The organism is Streptacidiphilus pinicola (genome assembly GCF_003258295.1).
In the GTDB taxonomy this organism is placed as follows: domain Bacteria; phylum Actinomycetota; class Actinomycetes; order Streptomycetales; family Streptomycetaceae; genus Streptacidiphilus; species Streptacidiphilus pinicola.
Genome location: NZ_QKYN01000034.1, coordinates 31616 through 52815, shown reverse-complemented (window position 1 = coordinate 52815; position 21200 = coordinate 31616). Strand labels below are relative to the sequence as shown.

19 protein-coding genes are annotated in these 21200 nt (G+C 72.2%); 6 read left to right on the top strand and 13 right to left on the bottom strand.

Annotated elements, in window-relative coordinates:
• Window positions 1–29: 29 nt before the first annotated feature.
• Window positions 30–1490: an MFS transporter gene (locus tag DN069_RS08560; protein WP_111500292.1), complete on the top strand. Its 1461-nt coding sequence runs from the start codon at window positions 30–32 to the stop codon at window positions 1488–1490.
• On the opposite strand, the gene DN069_RS08555 is transcribed toward DN069_RS08560, so the two are convergent.
• Window positions 1473–2276: a helix-turn-helix transcriptional regulator gene (locus DN069_RS08555; RefSeq protein WP_111500252.1), complete on the bottom strand. Its 804-nt coding sequence runs from the start codon at window positions 2274–2276 to the stop codon at window positions 1473–1475. The genes DN069_RS08560 and DN069_RS08555 overlap by 18 nt on opposite strands.
• A 49-nt stretch (window positions 2277–2325) precedes the next feature.
• On the opposite strand from DN069_RS08555, the gene DN069_RS08550 reads away from it, so the two are divergent.
• Window positions 2326–2763, top strand: coding sequence for a DUF2000 domain-containing protein (locus DN069_RS08550; RefSeq protein ID WP_111500251.1), 438 nt, complete (start codon window positions 2326–2328; stop codon window positions 2761–2763).
• A 12-nt stretch (window positions 2764–2775) separates the two neighbouring features.
• Here DN069_RS08550 and DN069_RS08545 read toward each other — a convergent pair whose 3' ends face one another.
• The 9 genes from DN069_RS08545 to hrcA all read right to left on the bottom strand — a co-directional run bounded on the left by DN069_RS08545 (window position 2776) and on the right by hrcA (window position 13697).
• A complete protein-coding gene (locus tag DN069_RS08545) occupies window positions 2776–4134 on the bottom strand; it encodes a hemolysin family protein (RefSeq protein WP_111500250.1) in 1359 nt (452 codons plus the stop codon).
• A 28-nt stretch (window positions 4135–4162) separates the two neighbouring features.
• Window positions 4163–4651 carry an rRNA maturation RNase YbeY gene (gene ybeY, locus DN069_RS08540; protein ID WP_042367920.1) on the bottom strand — a complete coding sequence of 163 codons (489 nt, stop codon included), beginning with the start codon at window positions 4649–4651 and terminating at the stop codon, window positions 4163–4165.
• 43 nt (window positions 4652–4694) lie between these two features.
• Window positions 4695–5738 carry a PhoH family protein gene (locus DN069_RS08535; RefSeq protein WP_111500249.1) on the bottom strand — a complete coding sequence of 348 codons (1044 nt, stop codon included), beginning with the start codon at window positions 5736–5738 and terminating at the stop codon, window positions 4695–4697.
• Between the two features lie 155 nt (window positions 5739–5893).
• Window positions 5894–6811 (bottom strand): ribonuclease Z, encoded by a 918-nt coding sequence (locus DN069_RS08530; RefSeq protein ID WP_111500248.1) that lies wholly within the window; start codon window positions 6809–6811, stop codon window positions 5894–5896.
• Between the two features lie 5 nt (window positions 6812–6816).
• Entirely contained in the window at window positions 6817–7182 is a 366-nt protein-coding gene (locus DN069_RS08525; protein ID WP_111500247.1) for a histidine triad nucleotide-binding protein, read from the bottom strand.
• A 70-nt stretch (window positions 7183–7252) separates the two neighbouring features.
• Entirely contained in the window at window positions 7253–10471 is a 3219-nt protein-coding gene (locus DN069_RS08520; RefSeq protein ID WP_111500246.1) for a S41 family peptidase, read from the bottom strand.
• A gap of 66 nt (window positions 10472–10537) precedes the next feature.
• Window positions 10538–11287 carry a 16S rRNA (uracil(1498)-N(3))-methyltransferase gene (locus DN069_RS08515; protein ID WP_111500245.1) on the bottom strand — a complete coding sequence of 250 codons (750 nt, stop codon included), beginning with the start codon at window positions 11285–11287 and terminating at the stop codon, window positions 10538–10540.
• 139 nt (window positions 11288–11426) lie between these two features.
• On the bottom strand, window positions 11427–12569 hold the full coding sequence (gene dnaJ, locus DN069_RS08510) for a molecular chaperone DnaJ (RefSeq protein WP_111500244.1): 1143 nt from the start codon (window positions 12567–12569) through the stop codon (window positions 11427–11429).
• Between the two features lie 96 nt (window positions 12570–12665).
• Window positions 12666–13697: a heat-inducible transcriptional repressor HrcA gene (gene hrcA / locus DN069_RS08505; protein ID WP_111500243.1), complete on the bottom strand. Its 1032-nt coding sequence runs from the start codon at window positions 13695–13697 to the stop codon at window positions 12666–12668.
• Window positions 13698–13898: 201 nt separating this feature from the next.
• On the opposite strand from hrcA, the gene htpX reads away from it, so the two are divergent.
• Both htpX and pspAB read left to right on the top strand, forming a co-directional pair.
• Complete coding sequence (htpX, locus tag DN069_RS08500; protein ID WP_111500242.1) at window positions 13899–14819, top strand: zinc metalloprotease HtpX; 921 nt, start codon at window positions 13899–13901, stop codon at window positions 14817–14819.
• Window positions 14820–14873: 54 nt separating this feature from the next.
• Window positions 14874–15455 (top strand): PspA-associated protein PspAB, encoded by a 582-nt coding sequence (gene pspAB / locus DN069_RS08495; protein ID WP_111500241.1) that lies wholly within the window; start codon window positions 14874–14876, stop codon window positions 15453–15455.
• Here pspAB and DN069_RS08490 read toward each other — a convergent pair.
• Both DN069_RS08490 and DN069_RS08485 read right to left on the bottom strand, forming a co-directional pair.
• Window positions 15415–16056: a maleylpyruvate isomerase family mycothiol-dependent enzyme gene (locus DN069_RS08490; RefSeq protein ID WP_111500240.1), complete on the bottom strand. Its 642-nt coding sequence runs from the start codon at window positions 16054–16056 to the stop codon at window positions 15415–15417. The two genes, pspAB and DN069_RS08490, sit on opposite strands and share 41 nt — an antisense overlap.
• Before the next feature lie 68 nt (window positions 16057–16124).
• Window positions 16125–17090, bottom strand: a complete 966-nt coding sequence (locus DN069_RS08485; protein WP_111500239.1) for an RNA polymerase subunit sigma-70 — start codon at window positions 17088–17090, stop codon at window positions 16125–16127.
• A 72-nt stretch (window positions 17091–17162) separates the two neighbouring features.
• Here DN069_RS08485 and DN069_RS08480 point away from each other — a divergent pair, with 72 nt between their 5' ends.
• A complete protein-coding gene (locus DN069_RS08480; RefSeq protein ID WP_243639011.1) occupies window positions 17163–17993 on the top strand; it encodes a DUF3097 domain-containing protein in 831 nt (276 codons plus the stop codon).
• Between the two features lie 3 nt (window positions 17994–17996).
• On the opposite strand, the gene DN069_RS08475 is transcribed toward DN069_RS08480, so the two are convergent.
• Window positions 17997–20483 (bottom strand): pectinesterase family protein, encoded by a 2487-nt coding sequence (locus DN069_RS08475; protein WP_207892091.1) that lies wholly within the window; start codon window positions 20481–20483, stop codon window positions 17997–17999.
• A 261-nt stretch (window positions 20484–20744) separates the two neighbouring features.
• On the opposite strand from DN069_RS08475, the gene DN069_RS08470 reads away from it, so the two are divergent.
• Entirely contained in the window at window positions 20745–21158 is a 414-nt protein-coding gene (locus tag DN069_RS08470; protein WP_111500238.1) for a hypothetical protein, read from the top strand.
• Window positions 21159–21200: the final 42 nt, after the last annotated feature.

Sequence of the window (21200 nt, the reverse complement as noted above, 5' to 3'; positions counted from 1 at the left end):
GGGTGTTGATCCGCAGAACCATGATGGTCATGGCGATCGACACCCCAGCGGACCTCCGCTCCACGACCACCACCACCGGGCTGCCGGCCGACCCCGAGAGCGGCGAACGACTGTCGCTACGGGCCAAGCTGGTCCTCTTCGTCCTCTGTGCCGCCCAGTTCGCGGTGGCCCTCGACTTCTCCATCCTCAACATCGCGCTGCCGTCGCTCGGCCGGTCGCTGCACCTGTCGCAGGCCAACCTGCAGTGGGGCATGACCGCGTTCGCGCTCCCCTCCGGCGGGTTCCTGCTGCTGTTCGGCCGGGTCGCCGACGCGGTGGGCCGCAAGCGGGTCTTCCTCGGCGGGCTGACGCTGTTCACGGCCTCGTCCGTGCTCGCCACCCTGGCCTGGTCCCCCGCGAGCTTCCTCGCCGGGCGCGCCCTGCAGGGCCTCGGCGCGGCCGCCATCGTGCCCGCCGGCATGGCGCTGCTGACCACCACGTTCCGCGAGGGCCCGCAGCGCGACCGCGCCCTGGGCATCATGGGCAGCCTGATGGCCGTCGGCTTCACCTGCGGCATGGTCCTCGGCGGCGTCCTCACCCAACTGCTGACCTGGCGCTCCACCATGGCCCTCAACGTCGTCATGGGCGCCGCGGTGCTGGTCGCCGCGCCGCGGCTGCTGCCGGAGTCCCGCAACGAGGTCCGTCCCCGGATGGACATCCCCGGCGCGATCGCCGTCACCGGCGGCCTGCTCTCGCTGATCTACGCCCTCTCCACGGCCGCGCAGCACGGTTTCGGCGACGCCTCCGTGATCGTCACCCTCGCCACCGCGGCGGTCCTGCTGGTCGCCTTCGTCGCGATCGAGGCCCGCACCGCCGAGCCGCTCGTGTCGCTGCGGATCCTGCGCCGCCCCACGGTGGCCTTCGGCAATCTCGGCGGCCTCACCACCATCGCGACGATGACCGCGGCGGTCTTCCTCGGCACGCTCTACCTCCAGCAGGTCAACCACCTCTCCCCCGTACTGACCGGCCTCGTCTTCGGCGCCCTCGGCGTCTCCTGCGCGGTCACCGGCGCGCTCGCCCCCCGCTGGGTCGCCCGCGTCGGCTCCGCGAAGGTCCTCGCCGGCGGCCTGCTGCTGCAGGCAGTCCTGACGTTCGGCCTGCTGGCCGTCGGGGCGGGCACGGGCGGGACGTGGCTCTTCCTGGTGGTCATCTCGCTGGCCGGCATCGGCCACATGGCGGCGATGGTCGCCTACAACGTCACCGCGACCTCCGGCCTCCCCAACGACGAGCAGGGCCAGGCCACCGGCCTCACCACGACCACCCAGCAGGTCGGGATCACCGTGGGCATCCCGCTGCTCGCCGCGCTGGCCTCGACCCGGGCGGACGTACTGTCCGGCGTGAAGCTGGGCCTGGCGGCGGACGCGGTGGCCGTGACGGTGCTCGCCGTGACGGTCGCGGTCGGACTCGGGGCTGCTGCTCGACGGCGACAGCCGTCAGGGGCGCGCCCCTGAGGTGTTGCAGCTGAACCGTCCGGGAGAGACTCCGATCACGCGCTTGAAGTGCCTTCCCAAGTGCGCCTGATCGTAGAAGCCCGCCGAGGTGGCCGCCTCGGCGGGCGCGCAGCCGTCCAGCAGCAGCGAGCGGGCCCGTTCCACCCGACGGGACGTCAGGTACTGGTGCGGGGCGATGCCGAACGCACCGGTGAACGCCCGCACCAGGTGCGCCGGGTGGGCGTGCAACAGCTCGGCCGCCTCGTTGAGGGTGACGCCCTGGAGGAGGCGGGCGTCGAGAAGGTCCCGCAACTCCTGTGCCAGGCCGGGCCGGAGGCCCTCGCTCCGCGCGCGTGACCGCAGGTGGGCGCGCAGGCGCTCGACGACGAAGGCGAGGCGGCTCTCCGCCTCCAGCTCCTCCCCTCGGTGTGCCAGCACTCCGTGGAGTTGGCCGACGCGCATGCGCAGCAGCGGGTCGGCGAGGTCGGGGGTGTCCGCCGCGGAGCCGATCAGCGCCGGGTCCAGGACGGTCGCGTCCAGGTAGAGGACGCGCTTGCGGAAACCCTCGGGCGTGGCCGGAGAGCCGTTGTGGGGGACGTGCGGGGGCAGCAGCGAGACGGTCTCGTGCAGCGTGCCGCAGGCGTGGCGGTTGAGGTCGTAGCGGACCGCGCCGGAGTCGACGATGAGCAGCGTCCAGACGTCGTGGACGTGCATCGGGTAGGCGTGCTCGGTGAAGTGGGCGTGGAAGACCTCGGTGACGCCCGGGACCTGCGGACGCCACGCGGAGACCGACTCACCCGTGGCCATGCAAAGAACGTACAAGACCGTGCCGCGCCTGACGCGGCAGTCTCACTCCATGAGCGATGACCAGACCACCGCCCCCGTCCGCTTCGACACCAAGATCGCCGTGCTGCTCCGCGAGGACCTGCAGACCTGGCAGCGCCTCAACGTCACGGCGTTCCTCGTCAGCGGCCTCGGCACGGAGGCGCCGGAGGTCGTCGGCGAGCCGTACGAGGACGCGGACGGCAACGCCTACCTGCGGATGTTCCGGCAGCCCGTGCTGGTCTTCGAGGGCTCCAAGGAGACGCTCACCGCCGCCCACGCCAAGGCCCTCGCCCGCTCGCTGCCGCGCGCGGTCTTCACCTCGGACCTGTTCGCCACCGGCAACGACGCCCACAACCGCGCCGCCGTCCGCGCCGTGCGCGGCGACGACCTCGACATCGTCGGACTGGCCGTGTACGGCGCGCGCAACGCCGTCGACAAGGTGATCAAGGGTGCGCGGATGCACCCCTGAGCCGAGGAAGGGTCACGCCGACTCCGCGCGCGGCTCCTCCGCCTCGCGCGGAGCGGCGGCGCTGACGCGCGGGACCGGGGACGCCAGCAGCGTCCCGATCCGGTTGCGGCGGCCCGCCGTGCTCTCCGCGGTGAGGCGGATCGCGGCGATCGGCAGGTCCTCGTCGTCCGGCAGCGGCACCACGGCGTCGGAGCCGGGGATCGGGACGCGGCCGAGGGCCTTGGCCAGCAGGCCGCCGACGGTCTCGACGTCCTCGTCCTCGAGCTCCAGGCCGAAGAGATCGCCGAGCTCCTCCACCGGGAGCCGGGCGGTGATCCGGTAGGAGCCGTCCGGCAGCGGCTCGACGGCGGGGGTCTCCCGGTCGTACTCGTCGGTGATCTCGCCGACGATCTCCTCCAGGATGTCCTCGATCGTCACCAGCCCGGCCGTGCCGCCGTACTCGTCGATGACGACGGCGACGTGGATCCGGTCCCGCTGCATCTCCCGCAGCAGGTCGGCCGCCGGTTTGCTGTCGGGGACGAAGGTGGCCGGGCGCATCACCGAGCCGACCGGCTCGGACTCGGCGTCGCGGTTGGCGTGGGTGCGCCGGACCAGGTCCTTCAGGTACGCGATACCGACGACGTCGTCCTCGTTCTCGCCGACCACCGGGATCCGGGAGAAGCCGGAGCGCAGCGCCAGCGTGAGGGTCTGCCGCACCGACTTGCCGCGCTCGATCATCACCAGGTCGGTGCGCGGCACCATCACCTCGCGGACGATGGTGTCGCCGAGCTCGAAGACGGAGTGCACCATGCGGCGCTCGTCGTCCTCGATCAGGTCGTCCTTCTCGGCCAGGTCCACCAGGGCGCGCAGCTCCGCCTCGGAGGCGAAGGGGCCCTCGCGGAAGCCCTTGCCCGGGGTGAGCGCGTTGCCGAGCAGGATCAGCAGGCGCGGCACCGGGCCCATGACCCTGGCCAGCGGCAGCAGCACGTAGGAGGCGGCCGTCGCGGAGTTCAGCGGGTGCTGACGCCCGATCGTGCGCGGCGAGACGCCGACCGCGACGAAGGAGACCAGCACCATCGCGGCGATGGCGACCAGCACCGCCTGCCAGGTGTGCGGGAAGAAGCGCACGCACACGACGGTGACCAGGACCGTCGCCGCCATCTCGCAGGTGACACGGATCAGCGTCGCCAGGTTGAGGTAGCGCGTCGGGTCGTTGGCGAGGGTCAGCAGACGCTCCCCGCCGCGGCGGCCGTTGCGCGCGGCCTCCTCGGCGCGGAAGCGGGAGACCCGCGAGATCCCCGCCTCGGCGCAGGCGGCGAGCCACGCGCAGATGACGAGCAGCACCGCCCCGATCAGGAAGGAGGTGCTGAAGCTGGTACTACTGCCGCTCATCTCGGTGGCGTTTTCTTCTTCTGCTCGCTCAGCGGGTGGTGGGGGCCGGCGACGGACCGGTCTCGCCGCGGGCGGCGCGCCAGTCGTCCAGGATGCGCTTCTGCAGCCCGAACATCTCGCGCTCCTCCTCCGGGTCCTCGTGGTCGTAGCCGAGGACGTGCAGCACGCCGTGGACGGTGAGCAACTGCAGCTCGGCGTCCATGGAATGGCCGTTGGCCGCGCCCTGCTTGGCCGCGACCTCGGGGCACAGCACGATGTCGCCGAGGAGGCCCTGCGGGGGCTCCTCGTCCTCCTTGCCGGGACGCAGCTCGTCCATCGGGAACGACATCACATCCGTGGGGCCGGGCTCGTCCATCCACTGCACGTGCAGCGCCGCCATGGCCTCCTCGTCCACGACGATGACGGAGAGCTCGGAGAGCGGGTGGATGCGCATCCGGTCCAGCGCGAAGCGCGCGACGTCGAGGAGCGCCTCCTCGTCGACGTCCGTACCGGATTCGTTGTTGATGTCGATCGCCATGGCGAGTGCGGTTCTCGGCTTCCTGGTCGGTTGGTTCTGTCGCTCAGTTGCGGTGGGAGTTCGGCTTCGGCGCGGGGTTCGCGTCGTAGCGGCTGTAGGCGTCGACGATCCGGCCCACCAGCTTGTGCCGGACCACGTCCGCGCTGGTCAGCCGGGAGAAGTGGATGTCCTCCACCCCGTCCAGGATGTCCTGGACCACGCGCAGGCCGCTGACCGTGCCGCCGGGCAGGTCGATCTGCGTGATGTCGCCGGTGACCACGATCTTGGAGTTGAAGCCGAGCCGGGTCAGGAACATCTTCATCTGCTCGGCGCTGGTGTTCTGCGCCTCGTCGAGGATGATGAACGCGTCGTTGAGGGTGCGGCCGCGCATGTAGGCGAGCGGCGCCACCTCGATCGTCCCGGCGACCATCAGGCGCGGGATCGAGTCCGGGTCGATCATGTCGTGCAGCGCGTCGTAGAGCGGGCGCAGGTACGGGTCGATCTTCTCGTAGAGCGTGCCGGGCAGGAAGCCGAGCCGCTCGCCGGCCTCGACGGCCGGACGGGTCAGGATGATCCGGTTGACCTGCTTGGCCTGCAGCGCCTGCACGGCCTTGGCCATGGCCAGGTACGTCTTGCCGGTACCGGCCGGGCCGATGCCGAAGACGATGGTGTGGCGGTCGATCGCGTCCACGTAGGTCTGCTGGTTCAGCGTCTTGGGACGGATCGAGCGGCCGCGGTTGGAGAGGATGTTCGCGGTGAAGACGGACGAGGGGCTCTCGTGCGCCTCCGGGCTGTTCGGATCCTCGGCAGCCTTGCGCAGCATCGCGATCGAGCGCTCCACGGTGTCCTCGGTCAGCGGCTGACCGGTCCGGAGCACCAGCATCATCTCGTCGAACACACGCTGCACCAGCGCGGTCTCGCGGGGGTCACCGGTCGCGGTGACCTCGTTGCCGCGGGCGTGGATGTCGACGGAGGGGAAGGCGTTCTCGATCACGCGGAGGAGTGAGTCCCCGGTACCGAGCACCGTCACCATCGGGTGCTTCTCCGGGATGACGATGCGCGCTTGGGTCTGCGACTGGGGCGACTGGGTCTGCGTTTGAGAAGTCATAGGTCGGCGCTGAGGCCTGCCTCATCCCATTTCTCTGTCGTGTCCGTCTGGATCCAAGAAAAGGGTACGACGGACGATACGGCCGGGGACAACGATGCTGCGCCGGTCAGCAGGGATTCGCCAGTCTTTTATTCCGCTGTTCATTTCGCTGCCCGCTATCCCCGCAACGGGACCGGGATGCGCATCAGGTCGGCCGCGACCACGATCTCGCCGTCGAAGTGGCGCTCGGCCTCGTCGAGATGCCCTCCGAGGTCGGGATAACGCTGCGAGAAATGCGTCAGCACGAGGGTACGCACGCCCGCCTGCGCTGCGACCCGGGCGGCCTGCGCGGCGGTGAGATGCCCGTGCTCCTCCGCGAGGTGCGCGTCCGCGTCGAGGAAGGTGGCCTCGATGACCAGCAGGTCCGCCCCCTCGGCGAGCGCGTGGACGCCCTCGCACAGCCGGGTGTCCATGATGAACGCGGCCCGCTGGCCGCGCCGCGTCTCACTGACGTCGCTCAGGGTGACGTCCCCGAGGCGTCCCTCGCGCTGCAGCCGGCCCACGTCCGGGCCGGTGATGCCGAGCGCGCGCAGCTTCTCCGGCAGGATCCGCCGGCCGTCCGGCTCGACCAGGCGGTAGCCGTAGGACTCGACCGGGTGCGACAGGCGCGCGGCCTCCAGCGTGAACGGAGACCTCTCGTTCCCGGTGGCCTTGAGCGGACCGCCCTCGCCGGAGACCGGCTCGGGCCGCAGCTCCACCTGCTCGTAGAACGCGCTGGCGTGCCGCAGCCGCTCGAAGAACGGCTCGCCCGAGGCCGGGTAGTGCACGGGCACCGGATACGGCACCTTGTCGAGGTTGATCCGTTGGATCACCCCCGGCAGGCCGAGGCAATGGTCCCCGTGGAAGTGCGTGACGCAGATCCGGGTGATGTCGTGCGCGCTCACCCCGGCGTGCAGCATCTGCCGCTGGGTGCCCTCACCCGGGTCGAAGAGCAGGCCCTCGCCGTCCCACCGCAGCAGATAGCCGTTGTGGTTGCGATGCCTGGTGGGAACCTGGCTGGCCGTGCCCAGCACGACCAGCTCGCGCGCCGACACCGCCGTCAGACCAGCTTCTCGTGCAGCTCGCCGTTCCCGCCGCCGAGCACGTGCACGTGGGCGTGGAACACCGTCTGCCCGGCGCCGGCGCCGGTGTTGAAGATCAGCCGGTAGCCGCTGTCGACGACCTTCTCCTCCTCCGCCACCCGCCCCGCCTCCGCGAGCACGGCCCCCGCGAGCCGCGGGTCCGCTTCGGCGAGCGCGGCGGCGTTCGGGTAGTGCGCCTTCGGCACGACGAGCACATGCGTGGGCATCTGCGGGTTGATGTCGCGGAACGCGAGCGTGTGCTCGGTCTCACGCACCTTGGTGGAGGGGATCTCCCCGGCCACGATCTTGCAGAACACGCAGTCCACCTGGGCCTCGCCGGCCATCACACGCTCCTACATCGGGGTTCTCGTACGGAATGGTACCGATGGCCTCAGCCATCAGGGGTGCGGGGAACTACAGCTCCGGGAGCGAGGGCGGGGTCGCGGCCGGGGTGGTGGCCAGCGCGGCGAGGGCCAGCCTGATCGCCTCGTCGAGTTGGGGGTCGCGGCCGGCCACCCAGTCGGCCGGGGTGCAGGGGACGGGGACGTCCGGGTCCACGCCGTGGTTCTCCAGGCCCCAGCCGTAGCCCTCCATCCAGGTGGCATAGCGCGGTTGGGTGACCGCGGTGCCGTCGACGAGGCTGTACCGCATGTCGATGCCGATCACGCCGCCCCAGCTGCGCGCGCCGACCACGGGGCCGAGGCGCAGGGCCTGGAACGCGCCGCCGACGATGTCGCCGTCGGAGCCGGCGAACTCGTCCGTGACGGCGACCAGCGGGCCGCGCGGGGCGTCCATGGGGTAGCTCATCGGGACGGAGTCCCGCTCCAGGTCCCAGCCGATGACGCGGCGGTTCAGCTTCTCGATGACCAGCTGCGAGGTGTGCCCGCCGCGGTTCTCGCGGACGTCGACGACCAGGCCCTCGTTCAGCACCTCGGTGCGCAGATCGCGGTGGAGCTGCGCCCAGCCGTTGCTGACCATGTCCGGGACGTGCAGGTAGCCGAGGCGGCCGCCGGACGCCGCGTGGACGTGGGCCCGGCGGTCGGCGACCCACACGTGGTAGCGCAGTGACGACTCGTCGGCCAGCGGCACCACGACGACGGTGCGCTCCGCGCCGCCGTCCGCCGGGGCGACGGTCAGCTCGACGGGCTTGCCGGCCGTGCCGACCAGCAGCGGCGCGGGGCCGGTGAGGGCCTCGACGGGGCGGCCGTCCACGGCCACCAGCGCGTCGCCGGCGCGGACCGCGACGCCCGGCGCGGCCAGCGGCGAGCGGGCTTGCGGGTCGGAGGACTCACCGGGCAGCACGGCGGTGATCCGCCAGAGGCCCTGCTCGTCGCGGGCCAGGTCCGCGCCGAGGAAGCCCTGACGGCGGGCCGCCTCCGGGCCGGACGCCCGCGGGGTGACGTAGGCGTGGGAGGTGCCGGGCTCGCCCTGGAGCTCCCAGAGCAGGTCGACGAGGTCGCCGTGACTGCCCAGGCGCTCGACCAGCGGCCGGTAGCGGGCCTGGACGCCGTCCCAGTCCATGCCTCCCAGGTCGGCGCGCCAGAAGTTGTCACGCATCAGGCGGGCGGTCTCGTCGAACATCTGCCGCCACTCGGCGGCGGGTTCGACGGTCACCCGGACCCGGGAGAGGTCCACCTCGACGCGGGAGTCCCGGTCGTCCTTGTCGACGCGGCTGTCGGCGGGCAGCACCGTCAGCGTACGGCCGTCGCGGACCACGACGCGGCTGCCGTCGCCGGAGACCGCGTAGTCGTCGAGCGCGTCGACGAGCACGGTGAGCCGACGCGCGGTCAGGTCGTAGTGCTCCAGCGCGCTGCGCTCCGGCTGGGTCTCCGGGGTGGCGCGGCCGTTGCCCAGGTTGCCGACGAGCGGGTGGCGCAGCCAGGCGACGCCGCCCTTGACGGCGTGCAGGCTGCCGTAGCGTCCGGCGGGGACGGGGAAGGCCAGCACGCGGGCCTCCAGGCCCGCGAGCTCCACCTCGGTCGCCGGGGTCGGCTCGGCCTCGTCCCCGGCGGGCTTCGCGTCGCCCGCGCGGCCGACCGGGCGGCCCTCCAGCAGCGGGCCGAACGGCGAGAGCGCCTCGGCGGTGAGGGTCAGCAGGTAGGGCCGGGAGGCGGCGGGGAAGGACAGGTCGAAGACGTGCTCGTCGTAGACCGGGTCGAAGTCGCGCGCGGAGAGGAACGCCAGGTGGCGGCCGTCCTGCGTGAACGCGGGCGACCAGTCGCGGAAGCGCCGCGGCGTCGCCTCGACGATCTGGCCGGTCCCGGTGTCGGCGAGCCGGATCTGCGTCAGCATCCCCTCGCAGAACACCTGGTGCGACCAGGCGAGCCACCGCGAGTCGGGCGAGAAGACGAGCCCGCCGGCGGCGCCGTACTCGCTGCGGTCCAGCTCCCGCGGCGCGTCCGCGGTGTCGGCTGTCTCGATCAGCAGCACCCGGCCGGTGCGGTCGGCGACCGCCAGCAGGCGGCCGTCGGGCGAGGCCGCCAGCTCCTCGACCCGGCCGAGGCGGCCGGCGAGCACGCGGCGGCCGTCGGAGAACTCCAGCGCGTCCTCGCCCTCGGCGTCCGTCACCCACGCCGACGCACCGTCAGGCAGCGCGACCGGCAGGCGGTGCCGCACGCCCGGCGTCGCGGCCAGCGCGCGGACCGGGCCGTCGCGATGGGTCACCCGGTGCAGGGTGCCGCGTACCTCGACCACGCTGGACCGTCCGTCCGCGTCGACGGCGACCTCGCCCAGGTGCGCCCCCGCGGCGACCGGATGCGGCTGCCGCCCGCTGCGCGGTCCGCCGAGCCGTACGTCCAGCGGGCGCGGCGCGACACCCTCGTCGAGCGAGTCGACCAACCACAGGTCGCCGCCCGCGTGGTAGACGACGCGGTGGCCGTCGGTGGCGGCGTTGCGGGCGTAGAAGTCGTGCCCGCCGTGGGTCCGCAGGTCGGAGCCGTCCGGGAGGCTGGACCAGAGGCGGGCGACGCCGTCGTGGTCGGAGAGGAAGGCGACGCGCTCGCCCAGCCACATCGGGGAGTCGAGCTGTCCGTCCAGCTCGGCGTGGAGGCGGGCGAACTCGCCGTCCTCGCTGCCGATCCAGAGCTTGCTCGCCGTGCCGCCGCGGTAGCGCTTCCAGTGCGCGGCCTCGCGCCCGGCGGTGGCGGAGGCCAGCAGCACGCCGTCCCCGTCCTGCTGCAGGGCGAGCCCGCTGAGCCGCCCGTAGGGCAGCGTGCGGGCGGGCCCGCCGTCCAGCGGGACGGCGTGCGCCCACACATGCGCCCGGGACCGGCGACCCTGCGCGCTCGCGGCGAGCACCTCGCCGTCGGCGGTCCAGCCCAGCACGGTGGTGTTGGCGTTCCCCCAGTACGTCAACCGCCGCGCGGGCCCGCCCTCGACCGGCGCGACATGCACCTCGGGCGCGCCGTCCCGCGTCGACGCCCACGCCAGCAGGGTGCCGTCCGGTGAGAACCTCGGCCTGCTCACCGGCACCTGATCCGCACTCACCCGCCACGCCCGCCCCCCGGCGACGGGGGCGACCCACACGTCGTCCTCGGCCACGAAGGCGACGAGGTCGCCGTGGATGTCGGGGTACCGGAAGTAGCCGTCGCTGTCGGGTGTCTGCTTCTGGGTCTGCGCCTGGGTCTCTGTCACGGGCGCACGCTACCCAGCGGACGTCCGGGATACGAGATCTTTTTCCGTGAGCGAACCAGACCGAACTCAGTTCCAGCGGCCGCTACGGCCGAGCAGCAGCGAGGCGGCGGCGATGCCGGCGGTGGAGGTGCGCAGGACCGAGGGGCCGAGAAGGTAGGCGCCGGCGCCGGCGGTGGTGAAGGTGTCCATCTCGTCCGGGGAGACCCCGCCCTCCGGGCCGACGACCAGGACGACGGAGCCGGACGAGGGCAGGTCGGCGGAGGCGAGCCGGGCCGCGCCCTCCTCGTGCAGGACGCCCGGGAGGGTGGCCGAGGCGAGCAGCGTCGCGACCTGACGGGTGCTCATCGCCCCGTGCACGACGGGGAACCGCAGCCGGCGCGACTGCTTCCCCGCCTCGCGCGCTGTCGCGCGCCACTTCCCGAGGGCCTTCTCGCCGCGCTCGCCCTTCCACTGCGTGATGCAGCGGGACGCCTGCCAGGGCACGATCTCGTCCACCCCGACCTCGGTCATCAACTCCACCGCGAGCTCCCCGCGGTCACCCTTCGGCAGCGCCTGCACCACGACGATGCGGACGTCCGGCTCAGGCTCGGAGAGCAGCTCGGCGACGGTGACGTCGAGGACGTCCTTCCCCTCGACGGCGGCGACGGCCCCGCGCAGCCCGGCCCCCTCACCGTCGGTGAGCACGACCTCCTCACCGGGGTTCATCCGCTTCACGGAGACGGCGTGCCGCCCCTCGGCGCCGTCCAGCCGCACCACGGCCCCGACCCGCGCGGTCACGATTCGGTCAGGGGGGATGAGAAACACCGGAGCGGTCACTTGCTTGCTCTACCTTCGGAAGGGCACATGTCAGGGGCGCGGGGAACTGCGCGAGAACCACCCTATGCGGATGGCCCTGCGCGTGCGGCGACCCACCCCATCAGTGGCTTGTCGCGCAGTTCCCCGCGCCCCTCAGTGGCTAACGCCCGTTGAACGCGTCCTTGAGGCGCGAGAACAGCCCCTGCTGCCCGGGCGCGAACTGCCCGGACGGGCGCTCCTCGCCGCGCAGCTTGGCCAGCTGCCGGAGCAGGTTCTCCTGTTCCGCGTCCAGCTTGCTGGGCGTCAGGACCTCGACGTGGACGATCAGGTCACCTCGGCCGCCGCCCCGCAGGTGCGTGATGCCGCGCCCGTGCAGGGGGATGGACTGGCCCGACTGGGTCCCAGGGCGGATGTCGATCTCCGCCATACCGTCCAGCGTCTCCAACGGAACCTTCGTGCCGAGCGACGCCGCCGTCATCGGCAGGGTCACCGTGCAGTGCAGGTCGTCGCCCCGACGCTGGAAGATCGCGTGCGGGTTCTCCGAGATCTCGACGTAGAGGTCGCCCGCCTGGCCGCCGCCCGGGCCGATCTCGCCCTCGCCGGCGAGCTGGATGCGCGTGCCGGTGTCGACACCCGCCGGGATCTTGACCGTCAGCGTCCGGCGCGCGCGCACGCGACCGTCGCCCGCGCACTCGGGGCAGGGCGTCGGGACGACCGTGCCGAAGCCCTGACACTGCGGACACGGCCGCGAGGTCATGACCTGGCCCAGGAACGAGCGGGTCACCTGGGAGATCTCGCCGCGGCCGCGGCACATGTCGCAGGTCTGGGCCGAGGTGCCCGGGGCCGCGCCCTCACCGTTGCAGGTGTTGCAGCGGACCGCGGTGTCGACCTGGATGTCCTTGGTCGTGCCGAAGGCCGCCTCCTCCAGATCGATGTCGATCCGGATCATGGCGTCCTGGCCCCGGCGGGTCCGTGAACGCGGGCCGCGCTGACCGCCGGACGCGCCGAAGAAGGCGTCCATGATGTCGCTGAAGCCGAAGCCCGCGCCCTGGCCGAAGCCGCCCGCGCCGGCTCCCGCGCCCGTCGCGGACAGCGGGTCGCCGCCGAGGTCGTAGACCTGCCGCTTGTTCGGGTCGGAGAGGACCTCGTACGCGGCGTTGATCTCCTTGAACCGCTCCTGCGTCTTCGGGTCCGGGTTGACGTCAGGGTGCAGCTCGCGCGCCAGACGGCGGAAAGCCTTCTTGATCTCGTCCTGACTCGCGTCCCGTCGGACGCCGAGTACCGCGTAGTAGTCCGTGGCCACCAAAATGCTCCGCTAGTTTCCGTCTGAGGCTCGTGCCGGTCGTCGGGCCGGTGTGGTCGGTCCCTGCTGCGTCGGTCGTCGCGTCGTCGCTGCCGCCTAGGACGCTGCCAGGATCTGGCCCACGTACCGGGCAACCGCCCGGACGGCGGCCATGGTTCCCGGGTAGTCCATGCGAGTCGGGCCGACCACGCCGAGTTTGGCGACGGTCTCGTCGCCCGAACCGTAGCCCACCGAGACCACCGAGGTGGAATTGAGGCCCTCGTAGGCGTTCTCGTGACCGATTCTGACCATCACGCCGGGGTCCGCGGTCTCACCCAGTAGTCGCAGCAGCACAACCTGTTCCTCCAGCGCCTCCAGCACGGGGGCGATGGTGAGCGGGAAGTCGTGCGGGAACCGGGTCAGGTTGGCGGTGCCGCCGAGAACGACGCGCTCCTCGGTCTGCTCCACCAGGGCCTCGAACAGCGTGGACAGCACGGTCGAGACGGCGGGGCGGTCCTGGGGTGTGAAACTTTCGGGCAGGTCCTGCAACAGACGCGGCACCTCCGCGAAGCGGCGGCCTCCGGCGCCCGCGTTGAGGCGGCTGCGCAGCTCGCCGAGGGTCGCCTCGCCGACCGGCGCCGGGCAGTCGACCAGGCGCTGCTCGACCCGGCCGGTGTCGGTGATCAGCACCAGCATCACCCGCGTCGGGCTCAGCGCGACCAGCTCGACGTGCCGGACCGTGGACCGGGTCAGCGACGGGTACTGGACGACGGCGACCTGACGGGTCAGCTGCGCGAGCAGCCGGACCGTGCGGGCCACCACGTCGTCGAGGTCGACGGACTGGTCCAGGAAGTTGGTGATGGCGCGACGCTCGGCCACCGACAGCGGCTTGACCTCGGTCAACCGGTCCACGAAGAGGCGGTAGCCCTTGTCCGTGGGGACCCGCCCGGCACTGGTGTGCGGCTGGTGGATGAACCCCTCGTCCTCGAGCACGGCCATGTCGTTGCGCACGGTCGCCGAGGAGACGCCCAGGTTGTGCCGTTCGACCAGGGCCTTCGAGCCGACCGGCTCCTCGGTGCCGACGTAGTCCTGCACGATGGCGCGCAGCACCGCGAGCTTGCGGTCGTCGAGCTGACGCTCCTCACGCACGGGCACGCACCTCCAGCCGGACCTTGATCCTGTCCCTACCTCGGCTCTGGCACTCTGGACATTCGAGTGCCAGCCTCCGTCAGCTGTCAGTGTAAAGCGCGACGGTCCACGACCGGAACGTCTGGACCTCGTCAGACGTACCACATACCGAGGGCGACAGGCAGAATTGCATCGGCAGTCCACCGCCCCAGGAGGGACCTCATGTCCAGGACTCGATTCGCGCCGGACCGCGGGCTGACCACGCGCATGCTGATCACGATGTTCTTGATCGGTCTGCTCTTCGTGGCCTTCGTCGGTCTGCTGCTGGTGCTGTTGCGCGGGGCATGGCCGATCGTCGTCATCCTCGCCGGTGGGCTGTTCGTCGCGCAGTTCTGGTTCAGCGACAAGATCGCCGCATTCAGCATGGGCGCCCGTGAGGTCTCGCCCGAGGAGTTCCCCGAGCTGCACGGCACCGTCGACCGCCTCTGCGCCCTGGCCGACATGCCCAAGCCGCGGGTCGCCGTGGCCGACACCGACATGCCGAACGCCTTCGCCACGGGCCGCAACGAGAAGAACGCCGTGGTCTGCGTCACCACCGGTCTGCTGCGCCGGCTCGAGCCGGAGGAGCTGGAGGGCGTGCTCGCCCACGAGCTCTCCCACGTCGCGCACCGCGACGTCGCGGTGATGACGATCGCCGGCTTCCTCGGCGTGATGGCCGGCATCATCACCCGCGTCGGCCTGCAGTTCGGCATGTTCGGCGGCTTCAACGACCGCGACAACCGGGACAACGACAACACCGCCGTCGCCGCGCTGATCGTCATCGCCGTGAGCGCCGTCGTGTACGCGATCAGCTTCCTGCTGACCCGGCTGCTCTCGCGCTACCGCGAGCTGTCGGCGGACCGCTCGGCCGCGCTGCTGACCGGCCGCCCCTCGGCGCTGGCCTCGGCCCTGACCAAGGTGACCGGCGACATCGGCGCGATCCCCTCACAGGATCTGCGCAAGGCGCAGCCGTACAACGCCTTCTACTTCGCCCCGGCCCTGTCGGCCCGTGAGATCGCGACGAACGCCTTCTCCACGCACCCCTCGCTGGAGCAGCGCCTGGAGCAGCTCGGCAAGATCTCCGCAGAGCTCGGCAAGAGCTGAGCATTGCGCTAGAACTGCAGCACATAGCGAAGAGCTGAGAGGACACACGTAGCGATGGGTTTCCTGGACGCCCTGCTGGGCCGGACCAAGCCGGTCAAGCCCGACCTCGACCAGCTCTTCGGCCTCCCCTCGGCCGCGATCACCCTGGAGGCCGCCGCGGGCTTCAAGCCGACCGGCGTCGGCTCCGTCTGCTTCGCCGCGGCCGAGGGCGGCGCGTTCGCCCAGGTCCAGCAGGACATCCAGGCGCTGCTCGACGCGGACACCGGCCGCGGCGGCCAAGCGATCGAGGTGACCCAGCGGGACTCCTACGGCTACAGCTGGATCACCGCGCGGCAGTCGCCGGACGACATCGTCTCGCTCGTCAACGACGTCCACGCGGTCAACTCCGGCCTGGAGTCCCAGGGCTTCGGCCCGCAGCTGCTGTGCACGCTGGTCAACTTCACCGACGCGCAGCACCGCAAGCTGGCCCTGGTCTACCTCTACAAGCGCGGCAGCTTCTACCCCTTCGCCCCACTGCCGGGCGAGAAGCGGGACAACCCGCTGGAGCTGCAGATCAAGGCCATGCTGGCCAACGACCTCCGCATCGAGCAGGAGCTCAGCCGCTGGTTCCCGGTGTGGGGCGCCCCGGGGCTGTAGTCGCCTTCGCCGCGGCGGGCAATGGGCGGCGGCCGGTGATGGTCAGGAGCAGGTCCTTGGCCGGGAGGTCGAGGACGGTGTCCCCCGTGCCGAAGGCGATGTCGGCGTCCTGAGCGCGGAGGGTGACGCCGCCGAGGTCGACGCCGAAGAAGGCGAGGGCGCGGGCGCTCCCGCTCGCGTTGGCGAGGACGGTGGCGATGCGCTCCGGCGGGGCCGGCGGGAGGCCGAGGGGTTCGGTCAGGTCCAGGCCGTGGATCACGTCGTGGCTGAGGGCCCCGGCCTGACCGCCGCCCGGGGGCTGCCAGGGGTGGCGGACGTTGTCGCGCAGCGAGCGCAGCAGCTCGTCCGCGGACATGCGGGAGGCGTCGCGCCGGGCGGCGGTGTCCGAGAAGCGGTTGATGGAGAAGCGCGCGGCCGCCAGCCCCGTGAAGAAGCGCAGCGGCTTGGTCCGGAACGGGAACGTGATGTGGGCGACCACCTCGCGCACCCGCCATCCCGTGCAGAGCGAGGGCGTGTCCCACTGCTCGGGGGTCAGGTCGGCGAGGAGCGAGGCGAGCCGCTCGCGTTCGGCGTAGGTCTCGGTCTGCAGCTGGGTGTCCATGGTCGTGCCTTCGCGTCCGTCGGAGTGGTGTCACTCCTGGTACGACGCGGAGCCCGGAAACTCATCGGTCATCGGGAGACCTTCGGCGGCAGGCCGAACTCCGCGAAGCGGTCGCCCCAGCCGAGGTAGGTGACGATCTCGCCCACCCGGCCGTCGCGCAGCTCCAGCACCAGCAGCGCGAAGGGCCGCAGCACCCCGTCCGGGTCCGGCCGGTACTGGCCGATGGTGGGGCTGCCGTTCGCGCTCGCGCCGAGCAGCATGCGGTCCTCGGCGCAGTACTCCGCACCCGCCTCCATGGCCGCGCCGATGCGCGCCGGGCCGTGCAGCCACCACAGGAACGGCGGCATGCCGGAGCGCACGTCGTCGGCGAGCAGCGCGATCAGCCGGTCCACGTCGTGGGACTCGAAGGCGTCCACGTAGGCGCGCAGCAGCGCCTGCGTCTCCGGGCCCTCGGGGTCGGCGGCGTCGGCGGGCGCGGGGCGGTGCTCCGCCAGGGTGGCGCGGGCGCGCTGGAGCGCGCTGTTGGCGGCGGCCGGGGAGCAGTCGAGGATCTGCGCGGTCTCGGCCGCCGAGAAGGCGAGGACGTCGCGCAGCACCAGCGCTGCCCGCTGCCGCGGCGGCAGCCACTGCAGCGCGGTGACGAAGGCGAGGCGGACCGACTCGCGGCGCACCGCCAGCTCGGCCGGGTCGGCCACCTGCGGCAGGCGTGAGTCGGCCAGCGGTTCGATCCACTGCGCGGGCGGCAGCGGTGCGCCGAGCTCGCCGGTGGTGGACGCCGGGCCGAGGTCCCACGGCAGGGCCCGGCGGCGGGCGCCGCGCAGCAGGTCGAGGCAGACGTTGGTGGCGATGCCGTGCACCCAGGTGGAGAGGCTGGCCCGGGTCGCGTCGTGGCGGTGCAGGTTCCGGTGGGCGCGCAGCAGCGTCTCCTGGACGGCGTCGTCGACCTCGGCGGAGGCGCCGAGCATCCGGTAGCAGTAGCCCGTGAGCGGGCCCCGGAGCGGTTCGAGCGTCGTTTCGGCATACGGTGCGGCCACCCGTCCATGATGGCGAATCAGCACACGCGCGGGCGTTCCCACGCCCGCGCTCCCCTCTGCGATGATCGACGGGTGAGCCGATACGACGCCGTGGACCTGACGCCGCCCTGGAAGCGCCCCTCCACCGTGCCGGAGCTGCCCGCCGAGCGGGACCTGGTGGTGGAGGAGGCCACGACGGGCTTCTGCGGCGCGGTCGTGCGCTGCGAGAAGACCGCGGAGGGCTTCACCGTCACCCTGGAGGACCGGCACGGCAAGCTGCGGGTCTTCCCGCTGACGCCGCGCGGGTTCCTGGTGGACGGCAAGCCGGTGACCCTGGTCCGCCCGCAACCGGCCGCGGGCGTCGCCCGGCAGGGGCCGGGACGGACGGCGTCCGGGTCGAACGCGGTGCAGGGCGTGAAGGCCCGGGTCGCGCTGCCGAGCCGGATCTACGTCGAGGGCCGGCACGACGCCGAGCTGGTCGAGCGGGTCTGGGGCGACGACCTGCGGATCGAGGGGGTGGTCGTGGAGTACCTGGAGGGCGTCGACGACCTGCCCGCGATCGTCGCGGAGTTCGCCCCGGAGCCGGGGCGGCGGCTCGGCGTGCTGGTGGACCACCTGCTGCCGGGCACCAAGGAGGCGCGGATCGCCGCGCAGGTGACGGGCGATCACGTGCTGGTGGTCGGGCACCCGTACATCGACGTCTGGGCGGCGGTGAAGCCCGCCTCCGTGGGCATCGCCGCGTGGCCGGAGGTGCCGCGCGGGGAGGACTGGAAGACGGGCGTCTGCGCCCGGCTGGGGTGGCCGCTGGACACCCCGGCGGCGTGGAAGCGCATCCTCGGCTCGGTGCGCTCGTACCGGGACCTCGACCCGGCCCTGCTGGGCCGGGTCGAGGAGCTGATCGACTTCGTCACCCAGCCCGAGTAGCGGTCACAGGGCGGGGAAGGCGGGGAACGAGCAGGAGGGCACGGAGCCGCTCCCGCTGACGCCCGTGACGGTCACGCCGGTGCCGGACGGCTCGAGGTTGTCGTCGCGGGCCGTGATCGCCGCGTAGGCGGCGGTGTTCGCGGTGGCGTCCGAGGCGACGTCGAGCAGCGCGAGACCGAGCGGGTGACTCGCGTCCAACCCGACGAAGGTCGACTTCGCGCCGGAGGTCGAGGCGGTCGCGCGGAAGCCCTCGACGGTGATGCCGGTGAACCAGGGGACGAAGGAGCCGGAGCCGCCCGAGTAGTGCGTGTCGAAGACCATCGGGGCGCGCACGGCGGTGACACAGGTGTCGAGGTAGCTGACGTCGCTCACCTTGCCGCCGTTGGCGGGCGAGGACTTGATCCGGATGCCGCTGCTGCTGCCGCTGACGTTGCCGTAGGCGTCGGTGCCGGTGACCGTGTTGTCGCGGACCAGGACGTTGCTGACGCCACTGTTGGTCTCGCTGCCGATCGAGATGCCGTGCGTGCCGTAGAAGTGGTCGTTCTCGATGGTGATGTTCCGGCTCGCGGCGCTGCCGCCCTTGATGGCGACGCCGTCGTCCCCGTCCATGATCCAGCTGTCGGCGACGGTCACGTTCGTGGCGCCGGCCGGGTCGATGCCGTCGGTGTTGCGGGCGGTGGCCGGGGTCTTGATCCGGACACCCCAGGCGGTGAAGCCGTCGCCGCCGTTGTAGACCACGTGGAAGTTGGGCGAGTCGACCAGGTCCACGTCGTAGAGGGTGAAGTTGTCGGAGTTGTTGGCCTGGATCAGGCGCGGGTTGTTCTGGTTCTCACCCGCCTTCTGCGCGGCGGTGGCCAGACCCCACCAGCTCGTGCCCTTGCCCAGGATCGTCTCGTCGCCGCGGCCGTCGATCCGGCCCTGGGTGCCGCTCGCCGCGCGCACGGCCTCGATGCCCGCGTTCGCGCCCGCGACGGTGACCAGCGGCGCGCAGCCACCCGACGAGGAGGCGAGCGTGCCGCAGGCCGGCTTGCCGCTGACCTGGTAGTTCGCCGGGTTGCGGGAGCCGAAGAGGGTGACGGTCGGGTCCAGCAGCAGCACCTCGCCGCGGTGGACGGTCAGCGGGCCGCTCAGGAACGCCGTCCGGGAGGAGGCGGCCGCCAGCTTCACCGCGACGGTGCCGGACCCGGTCTGCGCGCACGAGTCGAGCGCCCGCTGGATCCGGCCGGTGTCCGGCGGGGTCGCCTCGGCGCTCCCCGACGCGACGCGGTTCGGCATCGCGAGGGTGGCGGTGACGGTCGCGCAGACGGTCGTCGGCACCCTCGGCTCGCTCACCTGCCGGGCGTCGCCGGTGGCGAGGGTCCCGGCCGGCGCGGTGCTCGGGGCGGTCGCGGCGGGGTTCCAGCCGTCGGTTCCCGCGAGGTAGGCCCCGGTGGTGTACTGCGCGGCCTGACCGGCGGTCAACTGCGGACTGTCAGCGGTCACGGCAGCGCCCGGGCCGGTGTTCGCGTAGGAGTCGAAGCGTGCCGAGCGCCACGAGAAGCCGCTCATGTCCGTCCACGGCGCGGCACCCTTCACGGCCGCCGGCAGCACGGTGTTCCGGACCACCACCTGGGCCACGGCCGTGGCCGTCGGATGCCACGGCCGGCCCAGCCAGTATGTCCCGGCCTTGGCGCTGCTGACCACCGTGCTGTCGGTGATCAGGAAGCCGTACTTCTTCGACGCCTCGGTGTTCGCCGCCGTCAGCACGCCATTGACGCCGCCCGCCGCCGCGCCGTCGTCCCGCGCGTCGAGCGTGTCGTGGTCGAAGACCGCGGTCGCGTTGCCGAAGAGGAAGTCGACGTCGCCGCTGATGTCGTCGTCGCGGAAGTACTGCCGCGTCTGCGCGGTGGGGTTCGGCGACCAGGCCAGCAGCGTGTCCTGGTGGCCCAGGATGCGGTCGCCCTCGTACACCTGCCGGTCGCCCTCGGCGGCGAGCGCGACGGCCTGCGTGTTCTTGATTCCCGGATTCGCGGCCCTGGAGAAGGAGTTGACGATGGTGAGGTTCTTCACGGTCATTCCGGGCGCGGCGAAGGTGGCGGTCGCGCTGCCGAGGGTGCCGTGGGTCGAGCCGCCGGGCTCGGGGGTGCCGGAGGCGTTGCCGTAGCTGATCACCACGTCGGCGGCGCGGCCGGTCGCGCCCACCAGGGTGAGCCCGGTCTTGCTCGCCGGGACGGTCACCGTCTCGTGGTAGCCGCCCTTGGCGATGCTGATCGTGTCCCCGGCCGCGGCGGCGTCCACGGCCGCCTGCACGGTCCGGTACTGTGCGCCGCCGTCGGCGGCGACGGTCAGCGTGCGGGGCGCGTGCGCGGCGGGGGACGCGGTGCTCGCGTCGGCGAACAGCGGTATCGCGGCGATTCCGGACGCCGCTACGGTCAGGGCCGCCGCGGCCCCGAGCAGGCGGCGGGCCGGCCGGGAGCGGCGGTGGGCGGACGGTCGTGCGGTCTGTGACACCGGGTCAATCCTCTGGTGGGTACTGCTCGACGGGCAGGGACGACTCTTGGTGGTCCGGCGCGGCGGAAAGGTTGCCCGGCGCGCGGAAGTTCTTTCGGAGGCGGTCCACTCAGCCGATCGGTGGAGACGGATCAGCCGTTCGGTGGGGCGGCGGATTCAGCCGTGCACCCGGTGGATCGGTCGATGTGGGCGAGGGCCGTTCTCACGACTCTGGAAGGGAGCCGAAAGAAGCCCGAGCAGCCCCCTGAAAGGACTGGTCCCATGACCACCCAAGCCATCACCCACCCGCGCAGCCAGGCCGCGTTCCGCAGCCTGCGGACTCTCGTCACCGCCTACGCCGGGCTCAGCGTGGCGACGCTCGGCGTCGCCTACCTGCTGCGCGGGCACACCGCTCTGGTCACCTCGACCGTCTGGATCCGCGGCGGGATTGTCGCGCTGGCCTCGCTGCTGATGCTCTCCTTCGTGGTGCGCAGCGCGCGCGGCCACCGCGGGGCCTTCCGCCGGCTGCGGATCACCTCGGCGCTGATGCTCGTCGCCATCGCGGTCATCGCCTCCCTGCCCGGTTTCCTGCCCGTCTGGATGCGGGTCGAACAGGCCCTGTGCGGCGTGCTGTTGCTGGGCGTCGTGGCCATCGCGAACGGCCGGCACCTGCGCGGCGTCTTCGCCGCCGGATGACGGCGGATGACGGCGGACGACGGTGAGCGGGTGATGCCGGGT